Raw genomic sequence first — 23,843 nt, 5'->3', positions numbered from 1 at the left:
CGGCCCGGTGGGGGTCTGCTGGTTCCGCGGGTGAGCCGCCACGGGCCGGAGCCACGGTGATCGGACCCCGCCTCCGTCATCTCCCGCCTGGCACTCAGTGGCCTCTCCGGGGAGCCACGCGGACGCGTGGGCGCTCCGAGAGAGACACTTCTGTAGCCGCTGCGGCGGTAGGGCGTGCCGGTCGTCAGGCGCCCCTGGTGCGCTGTGTACCAACGATCGCCGTGATCGAGGGAGCGGAGCGGAAGGGAGCGAGGACCGCAGCGAAGGCCCAGCGGAGCGGGGCTTCGCGAGGACCGGAGGTTCCTTCCGGCGCAGTGACCGTACCGGCCAAGGTTCGTGACACCCCACTCAGCCCCCGGAACCCCTGGAAGCATCGGTCTCGGGGCGTGAAACAGCCCCTCCAGGCGAGCCTGGAGGGGCTGTTTCACGTGAAACCGGGGCGGGATCAGCCTCGGATTGCGGCGAGCTCCAGGAGTCCCTTGCACAGCGTGCCGAGATCGCGGCCCGCCGCCTCCGCCGCCATGGGCAGCAGAGAGGTCTCCGTCATGCCGGGTGCCACGTTCACTTCGAGGAAGTACGGCTTGCCGTCGGCGTCGACGATGAGGTCGGTACGGGAGATGTCTCGCAGGCCGAGCGCGGTGTGGGCGGCGACCGCCATGCCCGCACACGCCTCGGTGGCCTCGGGGGAGAGCCGGGCCGGTGCGAAGAACTCCGTCTGCCCGGCCGTGTAGCGGGCCGCGTAGTCGTACACGCCTCGGTCGGGCACGATCTCCACCGGTGGCAGGGCGACCGGCCCGTCGCCGAGATCCACCACGGAGACCGCGACCTCGACGCCCTGGACGTACCGCTCGATGAGCGCGGTGTCGCCGTAGGCGAAGCAACCGACCATCGCGGCGGGCAACTCCTCCGCCGTGCGCACCATGGAGGCGCCCAGCGCGGAGCCGCCGCGCGATGGCTTGACGAAGAGCGGCAGGCCGAGCCGATCGATGATGCGGGCGAGCACGGCCGTGGCACCGAGATCGTGGAACGTCTCCTTGGGCAGCGCCACCGAGTCGGGCGTGTTCAGCCCCCAGGAGCGGACGACCGCCTTCGCCGTGGGCTTGTCGAAGGCGACCCGGCAGGCGTCCGGCGTCGCCCCGACGTAGGGCACGTCGAGAAGTTCAAGCACCGAGCGGATGGCGCCGTCCTCTCCGGCGCCGCCGTGCAGGGTGACGAAGACCGCGTCCGGCGGGTCCGCCAGCACGGCGGGCACGAGGGTGGAGTCGGCGTCGCGCGTCTCCACGTCCACACCGGCCGCCCGCAGCACCTCCGCGACGCGGCGTCCCGAGCGGATGGAGACCTCACGCTCGTAGGAGAGCCCTCCCGCGAGGATGAGCACGTGGCCCAGATCGCTCATGGCGCCTCACCGCCGATGTGCTCCACCACGGCGCCGGCTGCGGTCCAGTGGTGATCCGTCTCGCCTGGCCCGGGTCGCGTCCCCCTCCACGGACGCGCAGGGGGCGATCCTTGGGTCATCGTTCGCTCGCTCACGAAGAGGGCCTTTCTCGCCTCGAGAAGTCAGTACGGCCAGCCTGAACAGGCTAGTGCCCCGCCCGCGCCGCCGCGTCGTCGCGTCGCGTCTCAGACAAGGTCGTACTTGTGCCGGAGCCGCCCATGAGCGGTGCCATGGGCGGCTCCTCCGTCGCTGGGGGCAGCGGCCGTACCGTGTCTAGGCGAGATCCGGGCCGGGAGTGTCGACGCCGGCGCGCCCCGGCGTGGAGCCCGTGCCGAACGTGTCCCGCAGCCTGAGCTCCTGCTCGATCACACCGGCCAGGCGGCGCACGCCCTCCTTGATGCGGTCCGGCTCCGGGTAGCAGAACGACAGACGCATGTTCCGCGCGCCGCCGCCGTCGGAGTAGAAGCCGGTGCCCGGCACGAACGCGACCCGCTCGGCGACCGCACGGGGGAGGATCGCCTTGGAGTTGAGCCCCTCGGGAAGCGTCATCCAGACGAAGAACCCGCCTGCGGGGCGGGTCCACGTGCAGCCGGGCGGCATGAGCACATCGAGCGCGCCCAGGAGCGCGTCACGCCGCTCGCGGTACAGCTCACGAAACGACTTGATCTGCTCGCGCCACGGCTGGGTGGCGAGATACTGGCCCACGGCGAGCTGGGTGAAGGACGAGTGCGACAGCACCGCCGACTCCATCGCCAGGACCAGCTTGTCGCGTACGGCGTGTGGGGCGAGGGCCCAGCCGACGCGGAAGCCGGGGGCGAGGGTCTTGGAGAACGAGCCGAGGTAGACGACGCCCTCGGGGTCGTCGGCCCGCAGGGCCCGCATCGGTTCCCCGTCGAAACCGAGCAGGCCGTACGGGTTGTCCTCCACCACGAGGACGCCGGCGCGGCGGCAGATCTCCAGCACCTGGCGGCGGCGCACCTCGTTCAACGTCACGCCGGCCGGGTTCTGGAAGTTGGGGATCGTGTAGAGGAACTTGATCCGGTTGCCGGCCGCATGGAGCGCGTAGATGGTCTGCGCGAGGGCCTCGGGGATGAGGCCCTGGTCGTCCATGGCGATGTGGACGACCTTGGCCTGGTAGGCGCTGAACGTTCCGAGCGCCCCGACGTACGAGGGTCCCTCGGCGAGCACGACGTCGCCGGGGTCGATGAAGATCCGGGTGATCAGGTCGAGCGCCTGCTGCGAGCCCACCGTGACGACGACGTCGTCGGCGTTCGCCTCGATGCCCTCCATGCGCATGACCTCGCAGATCTGCTCGCGCAGGGCGGGGTCGCCCTGCCCGGAGCCGTACTGCAGGGCGACGGATCCGCGCGAGGTGACCAGGTCGGCGACGAGCTCGCTGACGAGGTCGAGGGGGAGCGCGTTGACGTACGGCATGCCGCCGGCGAGCGAGACCACCTCGGGCCTCGACGCGACGGCGAAGAGAGCTCGGATCTCGGAGGCGACCATCCCGGCAGCGCGGGCGGCGTACCTGTCGACGTAGGCGTCAATTCGCGACCCATGGGTCGCGTGCGTCCGACCGTGATCTAGCTCTTGTGCCACGGTCCACCTCCGATCACGTAGCCGAGAAATCCAGAGTACGGTAACGCGCCACTCCGATCACAACAGGGTATTGACCATCAAGGGCCCCTTTTCTTGCATTCCCGCACCACTGGTTTCGGTCCGGCCAACCCCTTTAATGGTCGTCGGCGGTCGTTGTGGCGCTCCCGCTCCCGCCCTTCCGCTGAGTTACGATGCGAGCTGGAGACGCCGTATTCGCGCGCTTTTCTGGCAGGACTCCTGACGGGGATTGGGGCATCACGTGTCGCGTCGGCTGGTCAATGTCACCCTCGACAATCTCGATGACCTGCCGCGGCGGTGCCGGCGGTGCGTGTTCTGGGAGCTCGACCCCGTCAGCGGCGAGCGCGCCGTGGAGGCGGGCGACCCGGCCCTGGAGAAGGAGGCGTGGATCTCCGCGACCCTCCTCGAATGGGGGAGCTGCGGGAAGATCGCCTACGTCGACGGCGTGGCGGCCGGGTTCGTGCTCTACGCCCCGCCGTTGTACGTCCCGCGCTCGGTGGCGTTCCCGACCTCCCCGGTCAGCTCGGACGCCGTGCTGCTGATGACCGCGCACATCGTGCCGGAGTTCACCGGCGGAGGGCTGGGCCGGATGCTCGTGCAGGGCGTCGCCAAGGACCTGACCCGCCGCGGCGTGCGGGCGATCGAGGCGTTCGGCGACCTGAAGTGGGAGCAGCCGGGCGGCTGCGTGCTGCCCGCCGACTATCTGCTGTCGGTCGGGTTCAAGACCGTGCGCCCGCATCTGCGCTTCCCCCGCCTCCGGCTGGAGCTCAAGACGGCCGTGTCGTGGCGTGAGGACGTCGAGGTGGCGCTGGAGCGCCTGCTGGGGTCGATGTCCCCCGAGCGGGCCCTGCGGCCCGTCTGAGGGGGCTTCCAGCCGTCCCACACGGCACCGGAGAACGCAGGAGCCCCCCGCGCCGCACGCACGGGGGGCTCTTCGGGTGGTGCCGGCGGAAGCGGCGTCAGATGACGCCGTCGAGCTCGCGCAGCAGCATGGCCTTCGGCTTGGCGCCGATGATCTGCTTGACGACCTCGCCACCCTTGTAGACGTTCATCGTCGGAATCTGGAGCACACCGTAGTCCCGCGGCGTGACCGGGTTCTCGTCGATGTTCAGCTTGACGATGGTCAGCTTGTCGGCGTTCTCGGCGGCGATCTCCTCGAGGATCGGCCCGACCTGACGGCACGGACCGCACCACTCGGCCCAGAAGTCGACCAGAACCGGCTTGTCGCTCTTGAGGACCTCGGCCTCGAAGCTCGCGTCCGTCACGCTCTTGATCGCGCCCACGGTATCTCTCCCCTTGCATGAGTGGTGTGGCGGTGCAGACAACCGCGGGGACTGTCCCCGCATTCCCGATGTCGGGACTCAGGCGTTCAGCGTCAGCCAGCGCTCGGCGTCCAGCGCCGCCGCACATCCGGTCCCGGCGGCCGTGATCGCCTGACGATAGGTGTGGTCGACGACGTCCCCGGCCGCGAACACCCCGTCGATGTTCGTCCGAGTCGACGGCGCATCGACCTCGATGTACCCCTGCTCGTCCAGGTCGACCTGGCCCTTGAGCAGGTCGGTGCGCGGCTCGTGCCCGATCGCGATGAACAGGCCGCCCACCGGCAGGTCGGACTCCTCGCCGGTCTTGACGTTGCGCACCCGCACACCGGAGATCCGCTCCTCGCCGAGCACGTCGGCGATCTCGCTGTCCCAGACAAAGCGGATCTTCTCGTTCGCGAACGCCCGGTCCTGCATGATCTTGCTGGCGCGCAGCGAGTCGCGGCGGTGGATCACCGTCACCGACTTCGCGAACCGGGTCAGGAAGATCGCCTCCTCCATCGCCGTGTCGCCGCCGCCGACCACCACGATGTCCTGGTCGCGGAAGAAGAACCCGTCACAGGTGGCGCACCACGACACGCCCCGCCCCGACAGCCGCTTCTCGTTCTCCAGCCCGAGCTCGCGGTAGCGCGACCCGGTGGCCAGGATCACGGCCTTGGCGTAGTAGGTGTCGGTGTAGGTCTTGACGACCTTCGGGTTCGCCTCGAGGTCCACCTCGACCACGTCGTCGGCCACCAGTTCGGCGCCGAACCGCTCTGCCTGCTTGCGGAAGTTGTCCATGAGGTCCGGGCCCATGATGCCGTCGGGGAACCCGGGGAAGTTCTCCACATCGGTCGTGTTCATCAACGCCCCGCCGGCGGTGACCGACCCCTCGAAGACGAGCGGCTTGAGGTCCGCGCGCGCGGTGTAGACGGCGGCCGTGTAGCCGGCCGGCCCCGACCCGATGATGATCACGTTACGAACGTCGCTCAACGGACCCGCCTTCTTCGCTCCCGGTTGATGTGCAGTGCCGTCAACAGATCCTAGGCCCCGGTCATTCCCGTACCGGTCCCGCGATACGGCGAAGCCCCCCGGAGGTCGCGGGGGGCTTCGCCACTGCTGATGTTACGGCTCGCGCCGCGTGGTCACTTCCAGGAGGCCAGAACCTCGGGCCGCAGCTTGTGGCACTCCGAGTCCACCACGACCACTCGGACGGCGTTGCTGCTCTTGTCCTCCCAGAACGCCATGATCGTGGCCTCGTTGCCGTTGTAGAGGGCCTTGTCGACGCCGATCGGCGTGCGGTCGAGCTGGTTCGAGAACCGCTTGACGCAGGTGTCGAGATCCTCGTCGTCGTTGGTGCCCGAGCCGGGCGCCACGCCGAAGTAACCCAGCAGCGGCCCGCGCAGCTCCCGGCTGGTGTAGTTGTAGCCGCTGGCGTACGTCGAGTAGGTCCGCGTCTGGACCTTGGCCGGGCTCTGGCCGGGATCGCCCTGGCTCACCACCTGCTGGGACGGCGAGTCGCCGAACGAGAGCAGGCCGGTGGCGACACCGCCGCTCCCGATCACGACGGCCGCCGCCGCGGCGACCGCGGCCGGCAGCGCCCACGTGCGCCGCCTGGACGCCTTGCGGCCCGCCGTACGCGTTCCGGATCGGCGCCTGGCCGGCACGATCGTCCCGTCGTCGGCGACGACGCCCAGTGGAGCCGCCGTCGCGGCCACCGGCGCCGGCTCGCGCTCCGGCTCCGTGTGCGTCTCCACAGCGGTTTCCGCGGTGGTTCCCACCGGGGTCGCGACCGAAGGCTCGACCGTCTCCCACGGAACGCTGTCCCATGGAGCGTCGTCCCACGGGGCGATCTCCTGTGGAGCGCTGTCCCATGGGGCGTCGCGTAGGACGCGGTCCCAGTCCGGAGCCTCGGCGGCCAGCGCCTGGTCGATGCGCCTGGCGACGCCCAGAGGCATCGCCGGCACCGGCATCGCCGCCAGGACCTCGCGAACCGCGGCCAGGTCGGCGAGGCTCTCCCCGCAGGGGTCGCAGACCGCGAGATGCTCGCGGACCCGCCGGGCCGTCGTGTCGTCAAGGAGACCCTCCGCCAGCTCGGCGAGAACCTCCAGGTCGTAGTGCGTGTCACCCGTCACGAAGTTCTGCTCCCTTCCCGGATGAGACGCGAGTGAGGTCAGATCGGTTCCGCAAATGCGAAAGAATCGGGGCGAGCTTGGCGCGGCCCCGTGCGCAGCGGCTCTTCACGGTGCCCGGCGGGACGCCCAGCACCGCCGCCGCGTCGTCCACCGCGTACCCCATCATGTCGACCAGCACGAGGGCCGCCCTCTGGTCGGGCGGCAGCAGCTTGAGCGCCGCCGTGACCTCCAGGGAGACCTCGCGCTCGCCCGCATGGTCGGTGGCCGGGACCTCGCGCTCCACGGCCTCGATGAGCTCGTCGTCGGCCACCGGGCGCACCGATTTGCGGCGCATGCGGTCGAGGCAGGCGTTGACCACGATGCGGTGGAGCCACGTCGTGACCGCCGCCTCGCCGCGGAAGCTGCCCGCCTTCCGGTACGCCGAGACGAACGCGTCCTGGACCGCGTCGGCGGCCTCGTCGGGATCGCCGAGCGTACGCAGGGCGACCGCCCACATCCGGTCGCGGTGCCTCCTGACGATCTCGCTGAACGCGTGAGGGTCGCCGCCGAGGTGGCGGGCCAGCAGATCGGCATCGGACATCGCGCGTCGCGCGTGCTCAGCCGTCGGGGGATTGTCTGGTGGGGAATTCACAAGTCCCTGCTATGCCGATCCGGGGGAATGCACCGTTACCTCGTAGATAGTGCCACGATACTGCCCGTTGTAGGGGGGAAGCCTGGTGAACCAGATCAAAACGTACTGACCCGTAGTGGCCTTTTCCGGGGCGAGCGTCACCGAACCCGACGCGCCCTTCTTTTCCGCCACCGTCTTGAGCGAGGACAGCTCCGCCGCGTCGCCCACCTTGAGCTGCACGGTCGCGCCGCCCGCGTTGCCCAGGGAGACGACCACGTCGGCGACGGGGACCGGCTTGCCCATGTCGAGGAGGAGCCCGACGCCGTCCTTGAGCCGTCCCAGGTCGGCGGTGCTGTAGCTGTCGGTGTGCCAGTCGGTGGACGGCTTGCCGTCGATGGCGAGCGGGGCGATCTCCGGCTTCTCCGCACGGTCGGTGCCGAGGGGATCGAACCCGGTCGCGCTCACCGGCTTGACGGTGACCGGCTTGCGGGAGGGAGAGGGAGTCGCGGCGGAGTCCGACTGGGCCACGCCCCTCGGGGTGTTGCCGAGGTTCTTGCCCACGGTCCAGGCGCCCACGCCGACGGCCGCCATCACGAGCAGGACGATGACGGTCAGCAGGACCTTGCTCGCGGCACCGGTCTGCGGGCGCGGCGGCGGCGGAGGAGGGACCATCGTCATCTGGTGCGCCAGATGAGACGGCATGCGGGGCGGCATGGTGGACATGCCGAGTCCGTCCGGCGCCTCGCTGCGCAGATTCAGCGCGGGCGGCGCGGTGGTGACCGGCGCCGGCGCGGGGCGGGGCACCTCGGCGAGCGCCTCGGCCACGTCGGCCGGGGTGGCCAGCGGCGGCTGCCCCCGTCGCGACTCCTGCAGCAGCGCGCGGCAGGTGATGGCGTCCAGGTAGCCGGGGACTCCGGCGGTGACCTGCCGGGGCGTGCAGATCTTGCCGTCGTCCAGGGGCGCGGCGGGCAGCCCGCAGTCGAAGTCGCCGGGCCAGTGGCCGGTCAGCGCCGCGTAGAGCAGGCGGCCCAGCCCCTCGGCGTCCTCCCGGGCGGGCTCCTCGCTGCTCAGGTCGAGGATCGCGGCGTCGACGGCGAGGCCGAGGAGCTTGACCGTGCCGCCGCTCGTCCAGACCAGGCGGCCGGGGGTCAGGTGCAGGTGGGTGAGCCCGGCCGCGTGCGCGTGCGCCAGGGCCTCGGCGGCCTCGGCGACCAGGGCCGCGCCCCGCTCGGGCTCGACGGGCCCGCTCTCCAGCAGGTCGAGGAGCGAGTCTCCGCTGACCCACTCGCTCACGACGTACGCCGTGCCGTCCTCGTCGGCCGCGTCGAAGACCTGGGTGAGGCGGGGGTCGGTCATGCGGCTCGCCTGGCGGGCGGCGGTGACCACCTCCTCGACCCGGGGAAAGTCGGGCGCGAACGTGTGGACCGCGACCGGGCGGGCGAGGATCTCGTCCAGAGCCTTCCACAGGGTCGCGCCGCCGGATTCGTGGACCCTGTCCTCCAGGCGGAACCGATCCGCCAGCCGGGTCCCCGGTTCGACCGTGGACATGCTCATGCGGCCGCCCCGCTCCGCGGCCCGTCGGCATGCATCAGCCGATGCCGGGTGGTTCCGCCCACGCCTTCCCGCTTCCGCTCGCCGGTCCGAAACTCCAGATCCCGCCCCTAAGACCTCCTGCCTGCCGTGGTCGCCGAGCGGAGCACCGCCGGGTCGGCGAGACCCCGGAGACGAGCATCCGCGGGGCCGGAACAGGCCCGCACGGCGCCGCCGCCGCAGGTCCTCCTCCGCCTCGCGGTCGCCCGCCCGGCCGAATCCATCGGTAGGGCAAGTTCTGCGGGACGTTCCCTGGGTGTGTCTCAACACTCCCTGGCGCACCATGCTAGTGCCGTGCCGCTTGTGCCCGCCTTCCCGATCGAAGACGTCCGAATCGGACTTTCGGGTTACCTTCCAGTTGCCGGTCGTTCTTGAGGACTCTTACCGTCCTACCCGGCTTGCGACAAGTCCAATGATGGAACGGACCTCGGGCACCCGCAGCCGATGCGCGGCCAGCATGTACAACAGCAGCCCGGCGCCGCCGCCCACCACGAGCACCACGGCTGAGGTGACCGGGGTGATCGAGGTGACCTCCCTGGCCAGCCACAGGACCGCCAGCGCCAGCGCGGCGGCGGGGATCGCCGCCGCGTACATCCGGCCCAGGCCGGCGGTGATCTCCCGGCCGCCGAGCCCGCCGATCTTCCGGCTCGCCAGCACCCACGCGACTCCGGTCAGCGCGACGTACGTGATCAGGTAGGCGAACGCCAGTCCGATGACGATGTACCGGTCGGGGAGCGTGAAGTAGGCGATCAGGCTGAGCGACGCGTTGATGACCACGTTCACCGCGGCCATGATCGCGGGAGTGCGGGTGTCGCCGAAGCTGTAGAAGATCCGCAGCAGGAGCTGGAAGATCGAGAACGGTACGAGTGCGACGCCGAACACCTGCAGGACATGGCCGATGTAGATCGCGTTGGCCGTCGTCATGTGGCCCCACGAGAAGATCAGCGTGGTGACCGCCGGGCCGAGCACCATCAGCAGCAGCCCCGCCGGGACGATGACGGAGGAGACCAGCCGCACCCCGGAGGAGAACTCCCCGCGGGCCGTGGCGAAGTCCCCGTCCGCCACGAGTCTGCTCATCCTGGGCAGCATCGCCGTGATCACCGACACCGCGATGATCCCGTACGGGAGCTGGAAGAGCTGGAACGCGTACGCCCACGCGCTGTTGCCGGCGCCCGGCGCCCGGTCGCCCGCGCCGGTGGCGAGCTTGGTGGTGACCCAGAACCCGATCTGGTTGATGCCGACGAAGGCGAACGTCCACACGGCGGTCCTGGCCGCCTCCCCGAGTCCGGTGTTGCGCACCCCGAACCGCGGGCGGAACCGGAACCCGACCCGGTGCAGCGCGACGATCAGGACCAGCGCCTGGGCCACGATGCCGGCGGTGGTGCCGAGCCCGAGCAGCATGAGGTCGCGCTCGCTCACCTTGGCGATGTCGGACGTCCCGACGGCGTAGTAGGCGGCCAGGACTCCCATGACCACGATGTTGTTGAGCACCGGCGCCCACATGGGTGCGGCGAACCTGTCCCGCGTGTTCAGGATCGCCCCGGCCAGCGATCCGATCCCGAAGAACGCGATCTGCGGGAGCAGAAACCTGGCCAGTGTGGTGGCCACCGCCACCTTGTCGTCGGACCAGTTCGAGGCGGTGTAGAGCTCCATGATCGGCCGGGCCAGCAGCACGCCGATCACCGCGACGGCCGTCAGGACCACCACGGCCAGCGTCATCAGCCGCTGCTCGAACGCCTGGCCTCCGTCGGGGTCCCGCTTCTGCGCCCGCACGATCACCGGCACGACCACGGCGCTGAGGACGCCCTGGAGCAGCAGGTCGAGCAGGATGTAGGGGATCTGGTAGGCCGCGTTGTAGGCGTCGCCGAGGGCGACGGTGCCGATGGCCGCGGCGAGCATCGCCGTGCGGACGAAGCCGGTGAGCCGCGAGACCATCGTCCCGGCCGCCATGATCGCGCTGGCCCGCAGCATCCTGCTCATGGTTGTCCTTCGATTCACGGCGGCCGGAATCGGGTGGCCGCCTTCCTCCAGTGGTCCCAGACTTCAGGGTGGTCCAGACTACGGCGACCCAGACTACGGCGACTGGGTGCGCTCGGCCGGGACGGCTCCCTGCCGGTCGCCGGGCGGGCCCTCCCCGTCGTTCGGCCCGTCGAACGGGAACGCCTTGCGCGACCTGCGGCGCAGGATGCGCATCACCACGGCGGCCAGCATGATGACCACGGCCGCCCCCACGATGACGAGGGCGATCCCGGTGTAGCCCGTCGCGCGCACCACGACGCGCACCGCACTGCCGTACTTCTCGTCACCGTCGGTCAGCAGCTGCACCAAGATGCTCGCGTCGCCGCCCTCGTTGCGTACGATCACCGGCACGTTCACGAGCTGGCTGCGCCCCGCGAGGATCTTGGTGGTGGGGGTCGTGTAGACGCCCGTGTCCCAGTCGATGGCCAGCCGGGCCTTGTTGCCCGAGGTGACCCGGATCTTGATCTCGATGTCCTTGTCCAGGTTGTTGGCCACGCTGACCGGGACCTGGCCGTTGCTGCCCGCGACCGCGCGCGGGGTGTCGAGCACGGACACGTCGTCGATGCGCTCGTCGATCGCCTTCTGCACCTGCCCGGCGAAGGACAGCGCCCGCTTGCCGTCGCCGCGCCAGGAGGCGGAGGCGAGCCGGAGTATGGCCGTGTGGAAGACGTCCGTGTGCTCCTCGGTGACGGTGGCGACGGCGTCGGCCTTGCGCTCCAGCTTGCGTACGGTCGCGAGGTAGGAGCGGCTCAGTTCGGCCTGGCGGTCGTGCTCGGAGTACGTGAGGTCGGCGCGCGGCACCCCGGCCCTGCCGGGCTTGATCGAGTCGAGCGAGGTCATGCGCAGCCAGGGGGCGCCGGAGGCGGCCTGCAGGAGGCTGGAGACGAACGCCGGGTCGGGGGTCCACAGGTGCGACTCGGGGGCCGCGATCACCGTGCGCGAGGCCGTCTTCGCCGTCGTGCCCTGGCCGGTCTGGCCCGTCTGGCCCGTCCGTCCGAACTGGCCATTCTGCTGGGTCTGCTGCTCGAAGGCGATCATCGCGGTCTCGGCGAGGAACCGCTGCCGCGCGAGCATCGCGGCGCCGGGGCCGGACACGTTCCCGCCGAGGACCTCGCTGAGCGTGGGGTCGGCCAGCAGCGCGGTGAGCGGGTTGTCCGCGACGGTGTCGAGCCTGGCCGCCGCGTCGGGAGTGGTCTGCGCAGACGGGGGAACGACCTGTCCGTTCTGCGTCGCGTCCTGCCCTGTGTTCTGCGCCGTGGCCCGCGGGGGCAGCGCGTCTCCCGACAGCAGCACGGACGTCACGCCCGACATCGCCAGTTCGTCCACCGCGTCGCGGTCGATCTTTCCGCCGGCCGGCCACGCGGTGGTGCTGTGGATCTCCCGGCCGAGCAGTTCGGTCGCGAGCGTCGCCCCGCGCTGGATGGACGCCGCGGCCTGCTTGTCGAGGCCGTGGTGGACCAGCGCGGCCACGTCCGGGTCGGCGTACGCCGTGGCGACGACGGTCTTGTCCGTCAGCGCGCTGCGCAGGCCGTTCAGCCACTGGCCCGCGGCAGGGTCGGCGTTCTTGCGCGTGCCGCGCACGCTCCTGGTGCCGGAGGACAGGACGCGGACGTCGTCCAGCAGGGCGGGGTCCACGAACCAGGTCACCCCGTCGCCGGTGTCCTGCGCCGTCTGGAGCAGCGTCGCCAGGCGACCGGAGGTGAGCGAGGCGGACAGGTCGTCGTCCATGAACGTCGCGTCGTCGGCGCGGTGGGGCCGGTCCACGATCGGCAGGGCGACGGCCAGCTTGACCTTGGGGATCTGCTCGCCCTTGGGGGCGTACGTCAGGAAGGTCCGCTCGATCCCGAGCCGCTGCCCGGTCGCGGCGTCGGTCACCTCGATCTCGAAGGGATAGACACCGGGCCGGGGCATGCCCAGCTCCCCGGGGGTCACGGTGAACCGGAAGGGGAGCTTTCCCGACTGGTCGAGCGCCGTGGCCTGGACCCTGGTGTTCCAGTTGGTGGTGGCGTACCCCTGCTCCGACAGGTAGGCCGCCATCTCGGCGCGGGAGGTGAACGGCCTGTCCCGGGAGTAACGGACGGCGACCCGGACGGATGACCCCGCCGTGCCGGAGACGGTCCCCGAGACCGTGATGGGGGCGGTGGCGACGCGCACGACCTCCGGCGTGATCTCGCTGACGAGGAGCGGATCTGCCGGAGCCGCGGCCGCGACACGACCCGGAGGAGGCGCTGCGGCAGCCGTACCGGCCATGCCCGCGGGGGAGGCGAGCAGGGCGGTCAGCAATGTCAGCAGCGCGGCCTTACGGATCATGTGCCGGCCGGCGGTGAGGTACGGCGCACGTCCAGAATGCTATTGGCTACGCGGTCCGCATAGGACTCACGAGGCTCGCGAGACCCCTCTTGTGGGTGGTGGTCAGATCGACTGGCTTGGCCGCCACCAGGTCGAACAGGTGGATGGCACGCACTCGCAACGCGGTGCGGCGCTCGCCGGTCGCGGTGTGGACGACCTCGTCGGGATCGATGCGCTCCATCAGGCGCTGGTCCACCAGGACGGTCAGATCGTCGGGCAGCAGCAGCGGGCAGACCAGGCCGTGCGCGTAATCGGTCGCGGAGTTCACGGTGAAGGCGGACGCGGGGGTTACCCTGTGGGCGCGCAGGGCGGCGCCCACCGCCGCCGGCCCGGGACAGGAGTTCACCGCGCTCACCACGGCCACCTCGTGTGTCCTCCCGCGCGCCGACACCTCGAACAGCGACACGCACAGGCACGTCTCGGGAGTGACCCCCAGCACCTCGGGAAGCTCGTCCGAGCATGTCAACGGGCGCGGAAGACGTACGATCTCATGGTGGATCTGGTGGGCGAGGAGCCAGCGGTGAATCGCGAGAGCGTCTTTCATCTCGTGTGCTCCTTGCGTCGTCCAGCGCCCCCGAACCGTCCGTGGCCTGGTGATCGCTAGGTGTTCTCCCCTGGGTGACACCCGACCACCTGGGCCATCGGGGGAGAGTTTCTGTTCCGTGACCGAAGGACCTACCCAGCCTTGTCCGTTTCAAATCTGAGCGACAGCCAGCAGCGCGCCGTGAACGAACTGTTCCGCCGGATCGCCCCTGTCGCCGACGAGCTCGGTGAGCTGTTCTCGGCCCGGGGGCACGAGCTGGCCCTGGTCGGCGGTTCCGTCCGCGACGTCCTCCTCGGCCGCACGAGCAAGGACCTCGACCTGACCACGGACGCCCGCCCCGAGCGGGTGCTGGAGATCGTCAAGGACTGGGCGGACGCCGTCTGGACGATCGGGATCGACTTCGGCACGGTCGGCGTGCGCAAGGGCGGCTGGTTGCTGGAGATCACCACCTACCGCAGCGAGTCGTACGACCCCGCCTCGCGCAAGCCCGAGGTGATGTACGGCGACTCGCTCGACGGCGACCTCGCCCGGCGGGACTTCGCGGTCAACGCCATGGCCGTCCGCCTGCCCGGCCACGAGTTCGTCGACCCGTACGGCGGGCTGCCGGATCTCGCCGCCAAGACGCTGCGGACGCCGGGCAGGCCCGAGCAGTCGTTCGACGACGACCCGCTGCGGATGTTGCGGGCGGCCAGGTTCGCGGGCCAGCTCGGGTTCACCGTGGCCCCCGAGGTCGTCGAGGCCATGACCGCGATGTCCGGCCGCATCGAGATCGTCTCGGCCGAGCGCATCCGCGAAGAGCTCGACAAGCTGATCCTCGGCGCGCACCCGAGGGCCGGGCTGGCGCTGCTGGTGAAGACCGGGCTCGCCGCCCACGTCCTGCCCGAGCTGCCCAAGCTGCGGCTGGAGATCGACGAGCACCACCGGCACAAGGACGTCTACGAGCACACGCTGATCGTGCTCGAGCAGGCCATCGGGCTGGAGACGGCCGGCCCCGACCGGGTGCTGCGGTGGGCGGCCCTGCTGCACGACATCGGCAAGCCGAAGACGCGGCGCAACGAGCCCGGCGGCCGGGTGTCGTTCCACCACCACGAGGTCGTCGGGGCGCAGATGGCCAAGAAGCGGCTCACCGAGCTCAAGTTCCCCAAGGACGTGGTGTCGGACGTGTCCAAGCTCGTGGAGCTGCACCTGCGCTTCCACGGCTACGGGACGGGGGAGTGGACCGACAGCGCGGTGCGCCGCTACGTCCGCGACGGGGGACACCTCCTCGAACGCCTGCACAAGCTGACCAGGGCCGACTGCACCACCCGCAACAAGCGCAAGGCGCAGGCCCTGTCGCGCACCTACGACCAGCTGGAGGAGCGCATCGCCCGGCTGGCCGACGAGGAGGAGCTGGCCAAGATCCGGCCCGAGCTGGACGGCAACGAGATCCAGGAGATCCTCGGCGTGCCACCGGGACCGGTCGTCGGCAGGGCCTACAAGCACATGCTGGAGATCCGCATGGACCAGGGCATGATCGGCAAGGACGCCGCGCGGCAGGCCCTGCTCGCCTGGGCTCACGACAACGGGATCCTGGCGTAGGTGGACGCCGGGGAGCTCCTCCGGCTCGACCGGGAGCACGTCTGGCACCCGTACACGGCAGTGCCGTCGGGGGTGCCCGTGCACGTCGTCCGCCGGGCGGGCGGTGTGCGGATCACGCTCGGCGACGGCCGTGAGCTGATCGACGGCATGGCCTCCTGGTGGGCGGCCATCCACGGCCACAACCACCCGCGGCTCAACCAGGCCGCGCGCGACCAGATCGACGACATGGCGCACGTCATGTTCGGCGGCCTGACCCACGAGCCCGCCGTACGGCTCGCGCACCGGCTGGCCGGGATGACCGGGCTCGACCGCGTCTTCCTCGCCGACTCGGGCTCGGTGGCGGTCGAGGTCGCGATCAAGATGGCGGTCCAGTACAGCGGGCGCTCGACCCTGCTGACCGTGCGGGGCGGCTACCACGGCGACACGTTCGCCGCGATGTCGGTCTGCGACCCGGTCGGCGGCATGCACCACCTGTTCACCGGGATGCTCCCGCGGCACGTCTTCGCGCCGATGCCGCCGCACGACTACGGCCGCCGCCCGGTCCCGGCCCCGGTCTCGATGACGCAGGCCGGTCCCGACGAGGCGTATCTGGCGGAGCTGACCGCGGCCGTCGAGGCTCACGCGGACCGGCTCGCCGCGATCATCGTGGAGCCCGTCGTGCAGGGCGCCGGCGGCATGCGGTTCTCCCACCCGGCTTACCTGCGGCGGCTGCGCGACCTGGCCGACGAGCACGGCGTCCTGCTGATCGCCGACGAGATCGCCACCGGCTTCGGCCGTACGGGGGAGATGTTCGGCTGCGACCACGCCGGGATCAGGCCGGACATCATGTGTGTGGGCAAGGCGCTCACCGGCGGTTACCTGACGCTGGCCGCCACGCTGTGCACCGCGCGGGTGGCCGACCGCATCGGCGTGCTGATGCACGGCCCGACCTACATGGGCAACCCGCTCGCCTGCGCCGTGGCCGGCGCCTCGCTCGACCTGCTCGCCGAGCGGCCCTGGCGGGAGGAGGTCGCGCGCATCGAGGCCGCCCTGCTCGACGGCCTCGCCCCGGCCGCGGGCGCCCCCGGCGTACGGGACGTACGGGTGCTGGGTGCGATCGGAGTGATCGAGACCGACCAGCCCGTCGATGTCGCGAAAATTCAGGACATCGTGATGGAGCATGGCGTGTGGCTGCGGCCCTTCGGCCGCCTGATCTACACGATGCCGCCGTACGCCTGCACGCCCGAGGACGTCGCCCGCATCACCGGTGCCATGGTCGCCGCTACGGCGGCGCTCTGAGTCAGCCGGCGGACGTCAGTCGGCGGCGGGGACCGGCGGCCTGCGTACGGCGGAGGGCAGGATCAGCCGGTAGACCACCGCGCCGAGCAGGTAGCCGAGGCCGATCACCGCGAGCGCGAGATAGGACTTGCCGTCGGCCGGCAGCAGCGCCGCCGCCAGCACCGCGCCGAGGACCGTCATGCCGTTGAACAGCATGTCGTACACGGAGAAGGCGCGGCCGAGATAGGCGTCCTCGACGTCGCGCTGCACGACGGTGTCCGCGCAGATCTTCACGCTCTGTCCCGCGACGCCGATCACCAGCCCGGCGGCGAAGAACGCCCACTCCTGGAACGTCGCGCACAGCGCGAACTCCAGGGCCCCGCAGGTCACGAGCATCATCGGGACCCAGACCTCGATGCGGATCCGCTCGGTGGCCCACGGGGTGACCACGACCGCGGCGAAGCTCCCCACGCCGACGGCGCCCAGCACGAGCGCGATGCCCTTCAGCGCGTCGTCGGCGTCGGTGGTGAAGTGGTAGCGGTAGAGCATCACCACGGCCGCCGTCGAGATGCCGAACATCAGGCGGTGCGTCGCGATGCCGCCGAGGGCCGCCGAGGCCGAACGCCGGTGCGCGAGGTGCCGCGCGCCATCCACCAGCCCGGCGAGCACGTGCCGTACGGCCTCGCGGGCCTGCGGGCGCTCCGGGTCGTACGCGGGGCCGAGCAGGGAGCGCTCCATCGTCCGCGCGATCAGCGCGCTCAGGCCGAAGACGAGGCCGGAGCAGACCAGCAGCACGGCCACGCCCTTGTCGTCCGATCCGGCGATCATGCGGAGCGCGACGCCGGCGCCCGCCCCGACGAACGTCATCACCGTGCCCGAGGTGGGCGTGACCGCGTTGGCCATCATGAGGTGCTCGGACGGCACGACGTGCGGCAGCGCCGCGCTGAGGGCCGACAGGAAGAAGCGGTTGACCGCGAGGACGCCGAGCGCCGCCGCGTAGAAGACGGCGTCGGAGGCCCCCGCCGCGACGAGGCAGGCGGCCAGCACCAGCAGCACCCCTCGCACGACCGGCGCGATGACGAGGATCTGCCGCCTCGACCACCGGTCGATGAACACCCCGACGAAGGGTCCGAGGACGCTGTAGGGCAGGAGCAGCACCGCGAGGCCCGCCGCGATGGCGGTCGCGCTGGCCTGCCGTTCCGGGCTGAAGAACGCGTAGCCGCCGACGGCGAGCTGGAAGATCCCGTCCGAGAACTGCGAGACGAGCCGCGTGGCGAAAAGCCGCCGGAAGTTTCGGCCCCGCAGGACCACTCGCAGATCGGAGACGTAGGACACGGCGACAGCCTACGCGGACGATCACGTGCGAGCATCAGGATCAACCCTGATAAAGCCCCCTACGTCTCCCTCGCAGCAAGGTGATCACGTACTCTCGCAGAGTGACTTCACAGGAACATGTCGTGCTGCTCGACGGCGAGGGCAACCCGATCGGCACCGCTCCCAAGTCCACCGTCCACGGCGCCGACACGCCGCTGCATCTGGCGTTCTCCAGCTACGTCTTCGACCACCGGGGGCGCGTGCTGCTGTCGCGGCGCGCGGGCTCGAAGCTGACCTGGCCCGACGCGTGGACCAACAGCTGCTGCGGGCACCCGCTGCCGGGCGAGTCGCTGTCGTCGGCGGTGATCCGCCGCCTCGGGTTCGAGCTGGGCCTGGCCGTCGAGTCCGTCGACCTGATCCTGCCGGGCTTCTCCTACCGGGCCGTGATGGACAACGGCATGGTGGAGAACGAGCTGTGCCCGGTCTACCGGGCCGTGGTGACCGAGGAGGCCGCGCCCAACGCCGAGGAGGTGGGCGAGGTCCGGTGGGAGCCCTGGACGTCCTTCGCGGCCGAGGTGATGAGCGGGGAGCTGGACATCTCGCCCTGGGCCCGGAAGCAGGTGCCCCAGCTCGTCGCGCTCGGGCCGGACCCGCTGGCCTGGCCGGTGGCCGACGCCGCCGCCCTGCCGCCGGCCGCGCGCCCGCTCACGAACCGCTGAGGTATACCGGGCGGGACATGGGACCGCCCCGGTCCGATCGAGCGGAGCCGGGGCGGGACACGCGGTGGACGGCGGACGTCAGCGCTCGATCTCGCCGCGGATGAACTTCGCGACGGCCTCGCGGGCGTCGTCGTCGGAGTACTGCTCCGGCGGCGACTTCATGAAGTAGGACGAGGGCGACAGCAGCGGGCCGCCGATGCCCCGGTCGAGAGCGATCTTGGCCGCACGGACCGCGTCGATGATGATGCCGGCCGAGTTGGGCGAGTCCCAGACCTCGAGCTTGTACTCCAGGTTGAGCGGGGTGTCGCCGAACGACCTGCCCTCGAGGCGGACGTAGGCCCACTTGCGGTCGTCCAGCCACGGCACGTGGTCGGACGGGCCGATGTGGACGTCGGCCTTGGCCATCTCGTGCGGGATCTGCGACGTGACCGACTGGGTCTTGGAGATCTTCTTGGACTGGAGGCGGGTGCGCTCCAGCATGTTCATGAAGTCCATGTTGCCGCCGAAGTTGAGCTGGTAGGTGCGCAGCAGCTCGACCCCGCGGTCCTCGAACAGCTTGGCCAGCACCCGGTGCGTGATCGTGGCGCCGACCTGCGACTTGATGTCGTCGCCCACGATCGGGACGCCGGCCTCGGTGAACTTCGCGGCCCACTCGGGGTCGGAGGCGATGAAGACCGGCAGCGCGTTGACGAAGGCCACCTTGGCGTCGATCGCGCACTGCGCGTAGAAGCGGTCGGCCTCCTCCGAGCCCACCGGGAGGTAGGACACCAGGACGTCGACCCGGGCGTCCTTCAGCGCCTGGACGACGTCGACCGGCTGCTCGTCCGACTCCTCGATGATCTCGCGGTAGTACGTGCCCAGCCCGTCGAAGGTCGGGCCGCGCTGCACGGTGACGCCGAGCGGCGGCACGTCGCAGATCTTGATCGTGTTGTTCTCGGAGGCGACGATGGCCTCCGACAGGTCGCGGCCGACCTTCTTGGCGTCCACGTCGAATGCCGCGACGAACTCCACGTCACCGACGTGGTAGTCGCCGAACCGCACGTGCATGAGGCCCGGCACACGGGTGCCCGGATCCGCGTCCTTGTAGTAGTGGACGCCCTGCACCAGCGATGAGGCGCAGTTGCCCACACCGACGATGGCTACGCGCACCGAACCCATAGCACTCGCTCCTTTACCTATCTGCCTCGGGCGTGTCCGCCCTCTGGGTCTCTTCCTGTACGGCTTGCGCGGGATCCGGGGGGTGATCCCCCTCGCCGGGAGCCGAACGGCTCCGCCGTTCCGAGTCGATCAGCTCGTTCAGCCAGCGGACCTCGCGCTCGACCGACTCCAGCCCGTGGCGCTGGAGCTCAAGCGTGTAGCTGTCCAGCCGCTCTCTCGTCCGGGCGAGAGCCTCACGGACGCGGTCGAGGCGTTCTTCCAGGCGGCTGCGGCGGCCCTCCAGGATCCGGAGCCGCACCTCCGCCTCCGTGTGGCGGAAGAAGGCGAAGTGGATGCCGAAGCTCTCGTCCTCCCAGGAGGACGGGCCCGACTGACTGAGCAGCTCCTGCAACCGCTCCTTACCCTCCGCCGTGATCTTGTAGACGATCTTCGACCTGCGGCCGAGAACCGTGTCCTCGGGGGGCTCTTCCTCGGCGATGAGGCCCTCGTTGAGCAGGCCCCTGAGGCAGGGATACAGCGAGCCGTAGGAGAACGCACGGAACATGCCGAGCAGCGTGTTGAGCCGTTTGCGCAGCTCGTATCCGTGCAAGGGCGTTTCGTGCAGCGATCCCAGGACGGCGAGCTCCAGCACACCTCCACGAGAGCCCGTCACTGGAACCACCTCCTGTGTCCGACCGATGTATCGACTCGATACATCCGCAGGATACGTCGGGGTGTCATATATGGCAACGGGTCAACGGTTGGGCAAGATTTGGCAAAGGGTCGTAATCTGGCCCGTATGTGGTCACAGCGGTCGGTCGTGGACTACGGCCTCGCTAAGCGGGCGGCCGTACAGTCCGTCCGCTCCGGCCGCATGCGGGCGCGGGACGTGTGTGACGCCCACCCATACCTGCTGCGCGCGGCTCGGTTCCACGGAGAGCCGACGAGTCGCATGTGCCCCATATGTGAACGAAGGAACGTGACCAACGTCACATACGTATATGGGGATGAACTAGGACGAGTGGCCGGCCAGGCAAAAGGGGTGGCCGAGCTCACCGCGATGGCCCGTGAATACCGCGAATTCCGGGTCTACGTGGTGGAGGTCTGCCAAGGTTGTTCCTGGAACCACCTGGCGGTGTCGTTCGTCCTCGGAACAGCCGATCCCCCGGGCCCTTCTCTGTAGGGCGACCTCCACCTCCAGGAGGCCAGCCCGCCGGCCTGCCGGCCGACGTCGATCAATTCCCCGAACCACCTGACGAGGACGCGTGACTTACAGCAGCTACGGACCGGAGCCGACCGGCCGTCCCGAGGACGCCTCGGGCTCCGGTGGATCAGCCCGCCCTGGGCGCCGCCGTCGCTCGCACCGGGAATCCGACGAGTACGGCGAGTATGGCGAGCCCGCTCCGCCGCGACAGCCCGGCAGGGGGCCGGCCCCACAGCCGCCCCGGGCCGCCCGGCAGGGAGGACCCGAGCAGCGCCGCAGGGAGGCCGCGGCCTTCGAGGACACGGCGGCGATGAACGCGGTGCCCCCGAGTGCGCCGCAGAGCCCGTCGCAGCGACCGGCACAGGGACCGACACAGGGACCGCAGCAGGGATCCCGGGGACCGGCGGGCGGCGGACGTCCGCCGGCGGGCCGTGACCCGCGCTACGCCGCCGGTTCCGGTGGCCCGGCCGGTCAAGGCGGTCCCGGCGGTCCGGGCAGGCCCGGCGTTCCCGGCGGAGACGAGCGCACCCAGGCGATGGGCATGCCGACGGGCGGCTCGCGTCGTGACGCCCGCGGGGACGCGGACGGACAGGGCACCGAGGCGATCCAGGCCGGCGGCCGCCGCCGCAGGTCCCCGGGCCGGGGTGGCCGCGGTCCCGGAGGCCCCGGTGGTCCCGGCGGCCCGGGTGGTCCGGAAGGTCCCGGCGGGCGCGGCCCCCGGGATCCACGCGACTTCGACGAGGACGACGAGAAGCCGCGCCGCCGTACGGGCTGGAAGCGCTTCCTCCCGAGTTGGAAGATCCTCGTGGCGGCCTTCACCGTGCTGGCCGCCGGCACCTTCGGCATGATCGCGGTGGCCTACGCCAACACCCCGCTGCCGGCGGCGACGCAGGCGGAGGCCGTGGCCCAGGGCAGCGCCATCTACTACAGCGACGGCAAGACGCTGATCGCCAAGGTGGGCACTCCGCGCGTCATCCTGACCGACATCAACAAGGTGCCGAAGCACGTCCAGGACGCCGTCATCGCGATCGAGAACGACACCTTCTGGTCGGACAGCGGCATCTCGATTTCCGGCATGGTGCGGTCGGTCTATATGACCGCGACCGGTCAGCAGCTCCAGGGCGCGTCGACCATCACCCAGCAGATGGCCCGCAACTACTACGACGGCCTCAGCCAGGAAGTGTCGATCAAGCGCAAGATCAAGGAGATCTTCGTCGCGGTCAAGCTCGACAAGTCGATGAAGAAGGATCAGATCCTGCTGCAGTACCTCAACACGGTGCCCTTCGGCCGTGCCTGGGGCATCGAGGCCGCCGCGCAGGCGTACTTCAAGAAGCACGTCGAACAGCTCACGCCGGAGCAGGGCGCCTACCTCGCCGCGCGCATCCAGACGCCGGCCCTGGACGCCGACTCTCCGCGGTTGCAGGGCCGGTTCAAGGACGTCGTCAACGCCATGGCACGGCTCGATCCCGCCAAATACGGCAATCTGCCGAACACGGCCAAGTTCCCCAAGACCGTCCCCGCGCGCAACAGCAACGACCTCGGCGGCCTCAAGGGCTACATGGTCACCCAGGTCATGAACGAGCTCGAGTCGCGCATGCACCTGTCCGCCGACCAGGTCAGGAGCGGCGGCTACAAGATCGTCTCGACCTTCGACAAGAAGCTGATGCAGGCCGCCAAGAAGGCGGTCCTCGCCACCACCTCCACCATGTCGAAGGAGTTCCACGCGGGCCTCGCCGCGGTCGACCCCAAGACGGGGCGGGTGGTCGCCTTCTACGGCGGCAACGACTACCTCAAGGACCCCTGGAACGAGCCGTTCCAGTCCAGGAAGCAGGCCGCCTCGGCGTTCAAGCCGTACGTGCTGGCCGCCTGGCTGGACGCCGGATACAGCTTGAACAGCTACCTGCCCGGCAACCAGACCGTGCCCAAGGAGCTTCCGGGCTTCGAGAAGGGCATCACCAACGGCCACTCGGTCCCGAACTCCATCAACGCGATCTACGCGACCGCGCACTCGATCAACACGGCGTTCGCCTCGATGGCGTACAAGCTGGACGAGGCGAACGGCACGGTCGGGCAGCTCAGCGCGGTGAAGCAGATCGCCGAGGAGGCGGGGCTCAGCAAGGAGAGCCTCGACAAGGACGTCGAGGACCACAAGTACCAGTTCTCCATCGGCAGCGCGGGGGTCACCCCGGTCGAGCAGGCCGCGGGATACTCGATCTTCGCCAACGAGGGCAAGCACATCGACTACCACGTGATCAAGGAAGTCCGGAAGGACAAGGAGGTCGTCTTCGCCGAGCGACGCGACGTCAAGCAGGTGATCACGCCAGAGGCGGCGGCCGACTCCGTGGCGGCCATGGAGGAAGTCCTCAAGTCGGGTACGGCGGCGGGCAAGGGCATCGGCCGCCCGGCCGCGGGCAAGACCGGCACCAACAACAACGAGAAGGAAGCCTGGTTCGTCGGCTTCACCCCGCAGTTGTCGGTCGCGGTCGGCATGTACCGCGAGCAGTGCGTGACCAAGGGCGGCAAGATCGTCCAACCGCTGTACTCCAACTGCCCGGTCACTCCCGGTGGCAAGGAGAGCAAGAAGTACGGCCCCAACAACCCGTACACCCACGTGAGCGAGGTGTCGCTGGGCTTCGAGGGCGCCGGCCCGCCGACCACGATCTGGCGGACGTTCATGACGGAGGCGCTCGCGGGCAAGCCCGTCGAGCAGTTCCCGCCGAAGGCCGGGCTGGGCACCCCGGAGAACCTCGTGCCGAGCCCGACGCCGTCGCCCAGCCCGGAACCGGACGACGGCGGGTTCCCGACGGACTTCCCGACCGACTTCCCCGACGACGGCGGCTGCTACGACGGCGGCCCGGGATGCGACAACGGCGGCGGAAACGGCAGGGGCTTCGGCGACAACCCGGGCCAGGGCGGCCAGGACGGCGGCCCCGGGGGCGGCGACGTTCCGTTGAACATCAACCAGGACCCCGCCGGGGCTCCGGCCGCCATGCCGTCGGGGTCCGGCAACGGCAAGAGCGGCAGCGGCGCCTGATCC

General features: G+C 70.4%; 19 protein-coding genes. 6 read left to right on the top strand and 13 right to left on the bottom strand.

Annotated features, from left to right (window positions below):
* Positions 1-445: 445 nt before the first annotated feature.
* The gene (locus QSK36_RS28970) at positions 446-1,396 is read right to left on the bottom strand and encodes a D-alanine--D-alanine ligase family protein (RefSeq protein ID WP_182901790.1); all 951 of its coding nucleotides are present in this window, start codon (positions 1,394-1,396) and stop codon (positions 446-448) included.
* 312 nt (positions 1,397-1,708) lie between these two features.
* A complete protein-coding gene (locus QSK36_RS28965; protein WP_502883357.1) occupies positions 1,709-2,941 on the bottom strand; it encodes an aminotransferase-like domain-containing protein in 1,233 nt (410 codons plus the stop codon).
* A 352-nt stretch (positions 2,942-3,293) separates the two neighbouring features.
* On the opposite strand from QSK36_RS28965, the gene QSK36_RS28960 reads away from it, so the two are divergent.
* Positions 3,294-3,914, top strand: coding sequence for a GNAT family N-acetyltransferase (locus tag QSK36_RS28960; RefSeq protein WP_139575468.1), 621 nt, complete (start codon positions 3,294-3,296; stop codon positions 3,912-3,914).
* Between the two features lie 97 nt (positions 3,915-4,011).
* On the opposite strand, the gene trxA is transcribed toward QSK36_RS28960, so the two are convergent.
* The 8 genes from trxA to QSK36_RS28920 all read right to left on the bottom strand — a co-directional run bounded on the left by trxA (position 4,012) and on the right by QSK36_RS28920 (position 13,597).
* Complete coding sequence (trxA, locus tag QSK36_RS28955) at positions 4,012-4,335, bottom strand: thioredoxin (RefSeq protein ID WP_030508599.1); 324 nt, start codon at positions 4,333-4,335, stop codon at positions 4,012-4,014.
* Positions 4,336-4,413: 78 nt separating this feature from the next.
* Complete coding sequence (gene trxB, locus QSK36_RS28950; protein WP_183538235.1) at positions 4,414-5,343, bottom strand: thioredoxin-disulfide reductase; 930 nt, start codon at positions 5,341-5,343, stop codon at positions 4,414-4,416.
* 152 nt (positions 5,344-5,495) lie between these two features.
* Complete coding sequence (locus tag QSK36_RS28945; RefSeq protein ID WP_183538237.1) at positions 5,496-6,485, bottom strand: anti-sigma factor family protein; 990 nt, start codon at positions 6,483-6,485, stop codon at positions 5,496-5,498.
* Entirely contained in the window at positions 6,475-7,065 is a 591-nt protein-coding gene (sigM, locus tag QSK36_RS28940) for an RNA polymerase sigma factor SigM (RefSeq protein ID WP_183538239.1), read from the bottom strand. Before sigM ends, QSK36_RS28945 begins: the two co-directional genes overlap by 11 nt.
* Positions 7,066-7,125: 60 nt before the next feature.
* Positions 7,126-8,649 carry a protein kinase family protein gene (locus QSK36_RS28935; RefSeq protein ID WP_285784529.1) on the bottom strand — a complete coding sequence of 508 codons (1,524 nt, stop codon included), beginning with the start codon at positions 8,647-8,649 and terminating at the stop codon, positions 7,126-7,128.
* 417 nt (positions 8,650-9,066) lie between these two features.
* The gene (gene murJ / locus QSK36_RS28930; protein ID WP_183538243.1) at positions 9,067-10,665 is read right to left on the bottom strand and encodes a murein biosynthesis integral membrane protein MurJ; all 1,599 of its coding nucleotides are present in this window, start codon (positions 10,663-10,665) and stop codon (positions 9,067-9,069) included.
* A 93-nt stretch (positions 10,666-10,758) separates the two neighbouring features.
* Complete coding sequence (locus tag QSK36_RS28925; RefSeq protein WP_285784528.1) at positions 10,759-13,014, bottom strand: hypothetical protein; 2,256 nt, start codon at positions 13,012-13,014, stop codon at positions 10,759-10,761.
* A 46-nt stretch (positions 13,015-13,060) separates the two neighbouring features.
* Positions 13,061-13,597: an aminoacyl-tRNA deacylase gene (locus QSK36_RS28920; RefSeq protein WP_183538247.1), complete on the bottom strand. Its 537-nt coding sequence runs from the start codon at positions 13,595-13,597 to the stop codon at positions 13,061-13,063.
* Positions 13,598-13,738: 141 nt separating this feature from the next.
* Between QSK36_RS28920 and QSK36_RS28915 the strand changes: the two genes are divergently transcribed.
* The gene (locus QSK36_RS28915) at positions 13,739-15,175 is read left to right on the top strand and encodes a CCA tRNA nucleotidyltransferase (RefSeq protein ID WP_502883352.1); all 1,437 of its coding nucleotides are present in this window, start codon (positions 13,739-13,741) and stop codon (positions 15,173-15,175) included.
* Positions 15,176-16,453 carry an adenosylmethionine--8-amino-7-oxononanoate transaminase gene (locus QSK36_RS28910; protein ID WP_285784526.1) on the top strand — a complete coding sequence of 426 codons (1,278 nt, stop codon included), beginning with the start codon at positions 15,176-15,178 and terminating at the stop codon, positions 16,451-16,453.
* A gap of 15 nt (positions 16,454-16,468) precedes the next feature.
* Here the strand turns inward: QSK36_RS28910 and QSK36_RS28905 are convergent, their stop codons facing one another.
* Positions 16,469-17,767, bottom strand: coding sequence for an MFS transporter (locus QSK36_RS28905; RefSeq protein WP_285784525.1), 1,299 nt, complete (start codon positions 17,765-17,767; stop codon positions 16,469-16,471).
* Positions 17,768-17,868: 101 nt separating this feature from the next.
* Here QSK36_RS28905 and idi point away from each other — a divergent pair, with 101 nt between their 5' ends.
* Positions 17,869-18,465 carry an isopentenyl-diphosphate Delta-isomerase gene (idi, locus tag QSK36_RS28900; protein WP_183538255.1) on the top strand — a complete coding sequence of 199 codons (597 nt, stop codon included), beginning with the start codon at positions 17,869-17,871 and terminating at the stop codon, positions 18,463-18,465.
* Between the two features lie 78 nt (positions 18,466-18,543).
* Here idi and QSK36_RS28895 read toward each other — a convergent pair whose 3' ends face one another.
* Entirely contained in the window at positions 18,544-19,623 is a 1,080-nt protein-coding gene (locus QSK36_RS28895) for an inositol-3-phosphate synthase (protein ID WP_183538257.1), read from the bottom strand.
* Positions 19,624-19,636: 13 nt separating this feature from the next.
* Complete coding sequence (locus tag QSK36_RS28890; protein WP_030508612.1) at positions 19,637-20,275, bottom strand: PadR family transcriptional regulator; 639 nt, start codon at positions 20,273-20,275, stop codon at positions 19,637-19,639.
* A gap of 126 nt (positions 20,276-20,401) precedes the next feature.
* Between QSK36_RS28890 and QSK36_RS28885 the strand changes: the two genes are divergently transcribed.
* Both QSK36_RS28885 and QSK36_RS28880 read left to right on the top strand, forming a co-directional pair.
* Positions 20,402-20,785, top strand: a complete 384-nt coding sequence (locus tag QSK36_RS28885; protein WP_285784524.1) for a DUF5318 family protein — start codon at positions 20,402-20,404, stop codon at positions 20,783-20,785.
* 82 nt (positions 20,786-20,867) lie between these two features.
* Complete coding sequence (locus QSK36_RS28880) at positions 20,868-23,840, top strand: transglycosylase domain-containing protein (RefSeq protein WP_285784523.1); 2,973 nt, start codon at positions 20,868-20,870, stop codon at positions 23,838-23,840.
* Positions 23,841-23,843 lie beyond the last annotated feature (3 nt).

It is taken from the genome of Microbispora sp. NBRC 16548, assembly GCF_030268985.1.
In the GTDB taxonomy this organism is placed as follows: Bacteria; Actinomycetota; Actinomycetes; order Streptosporangiales; family Streptosporangiaceae; genus Microbispora; species Microbispora catharanthi.
The sequence above is the reverse complement of the archived record's forward strand: the minus strand, read 5'-3'. Positions and strand labels throughout refer to the sequence as shown.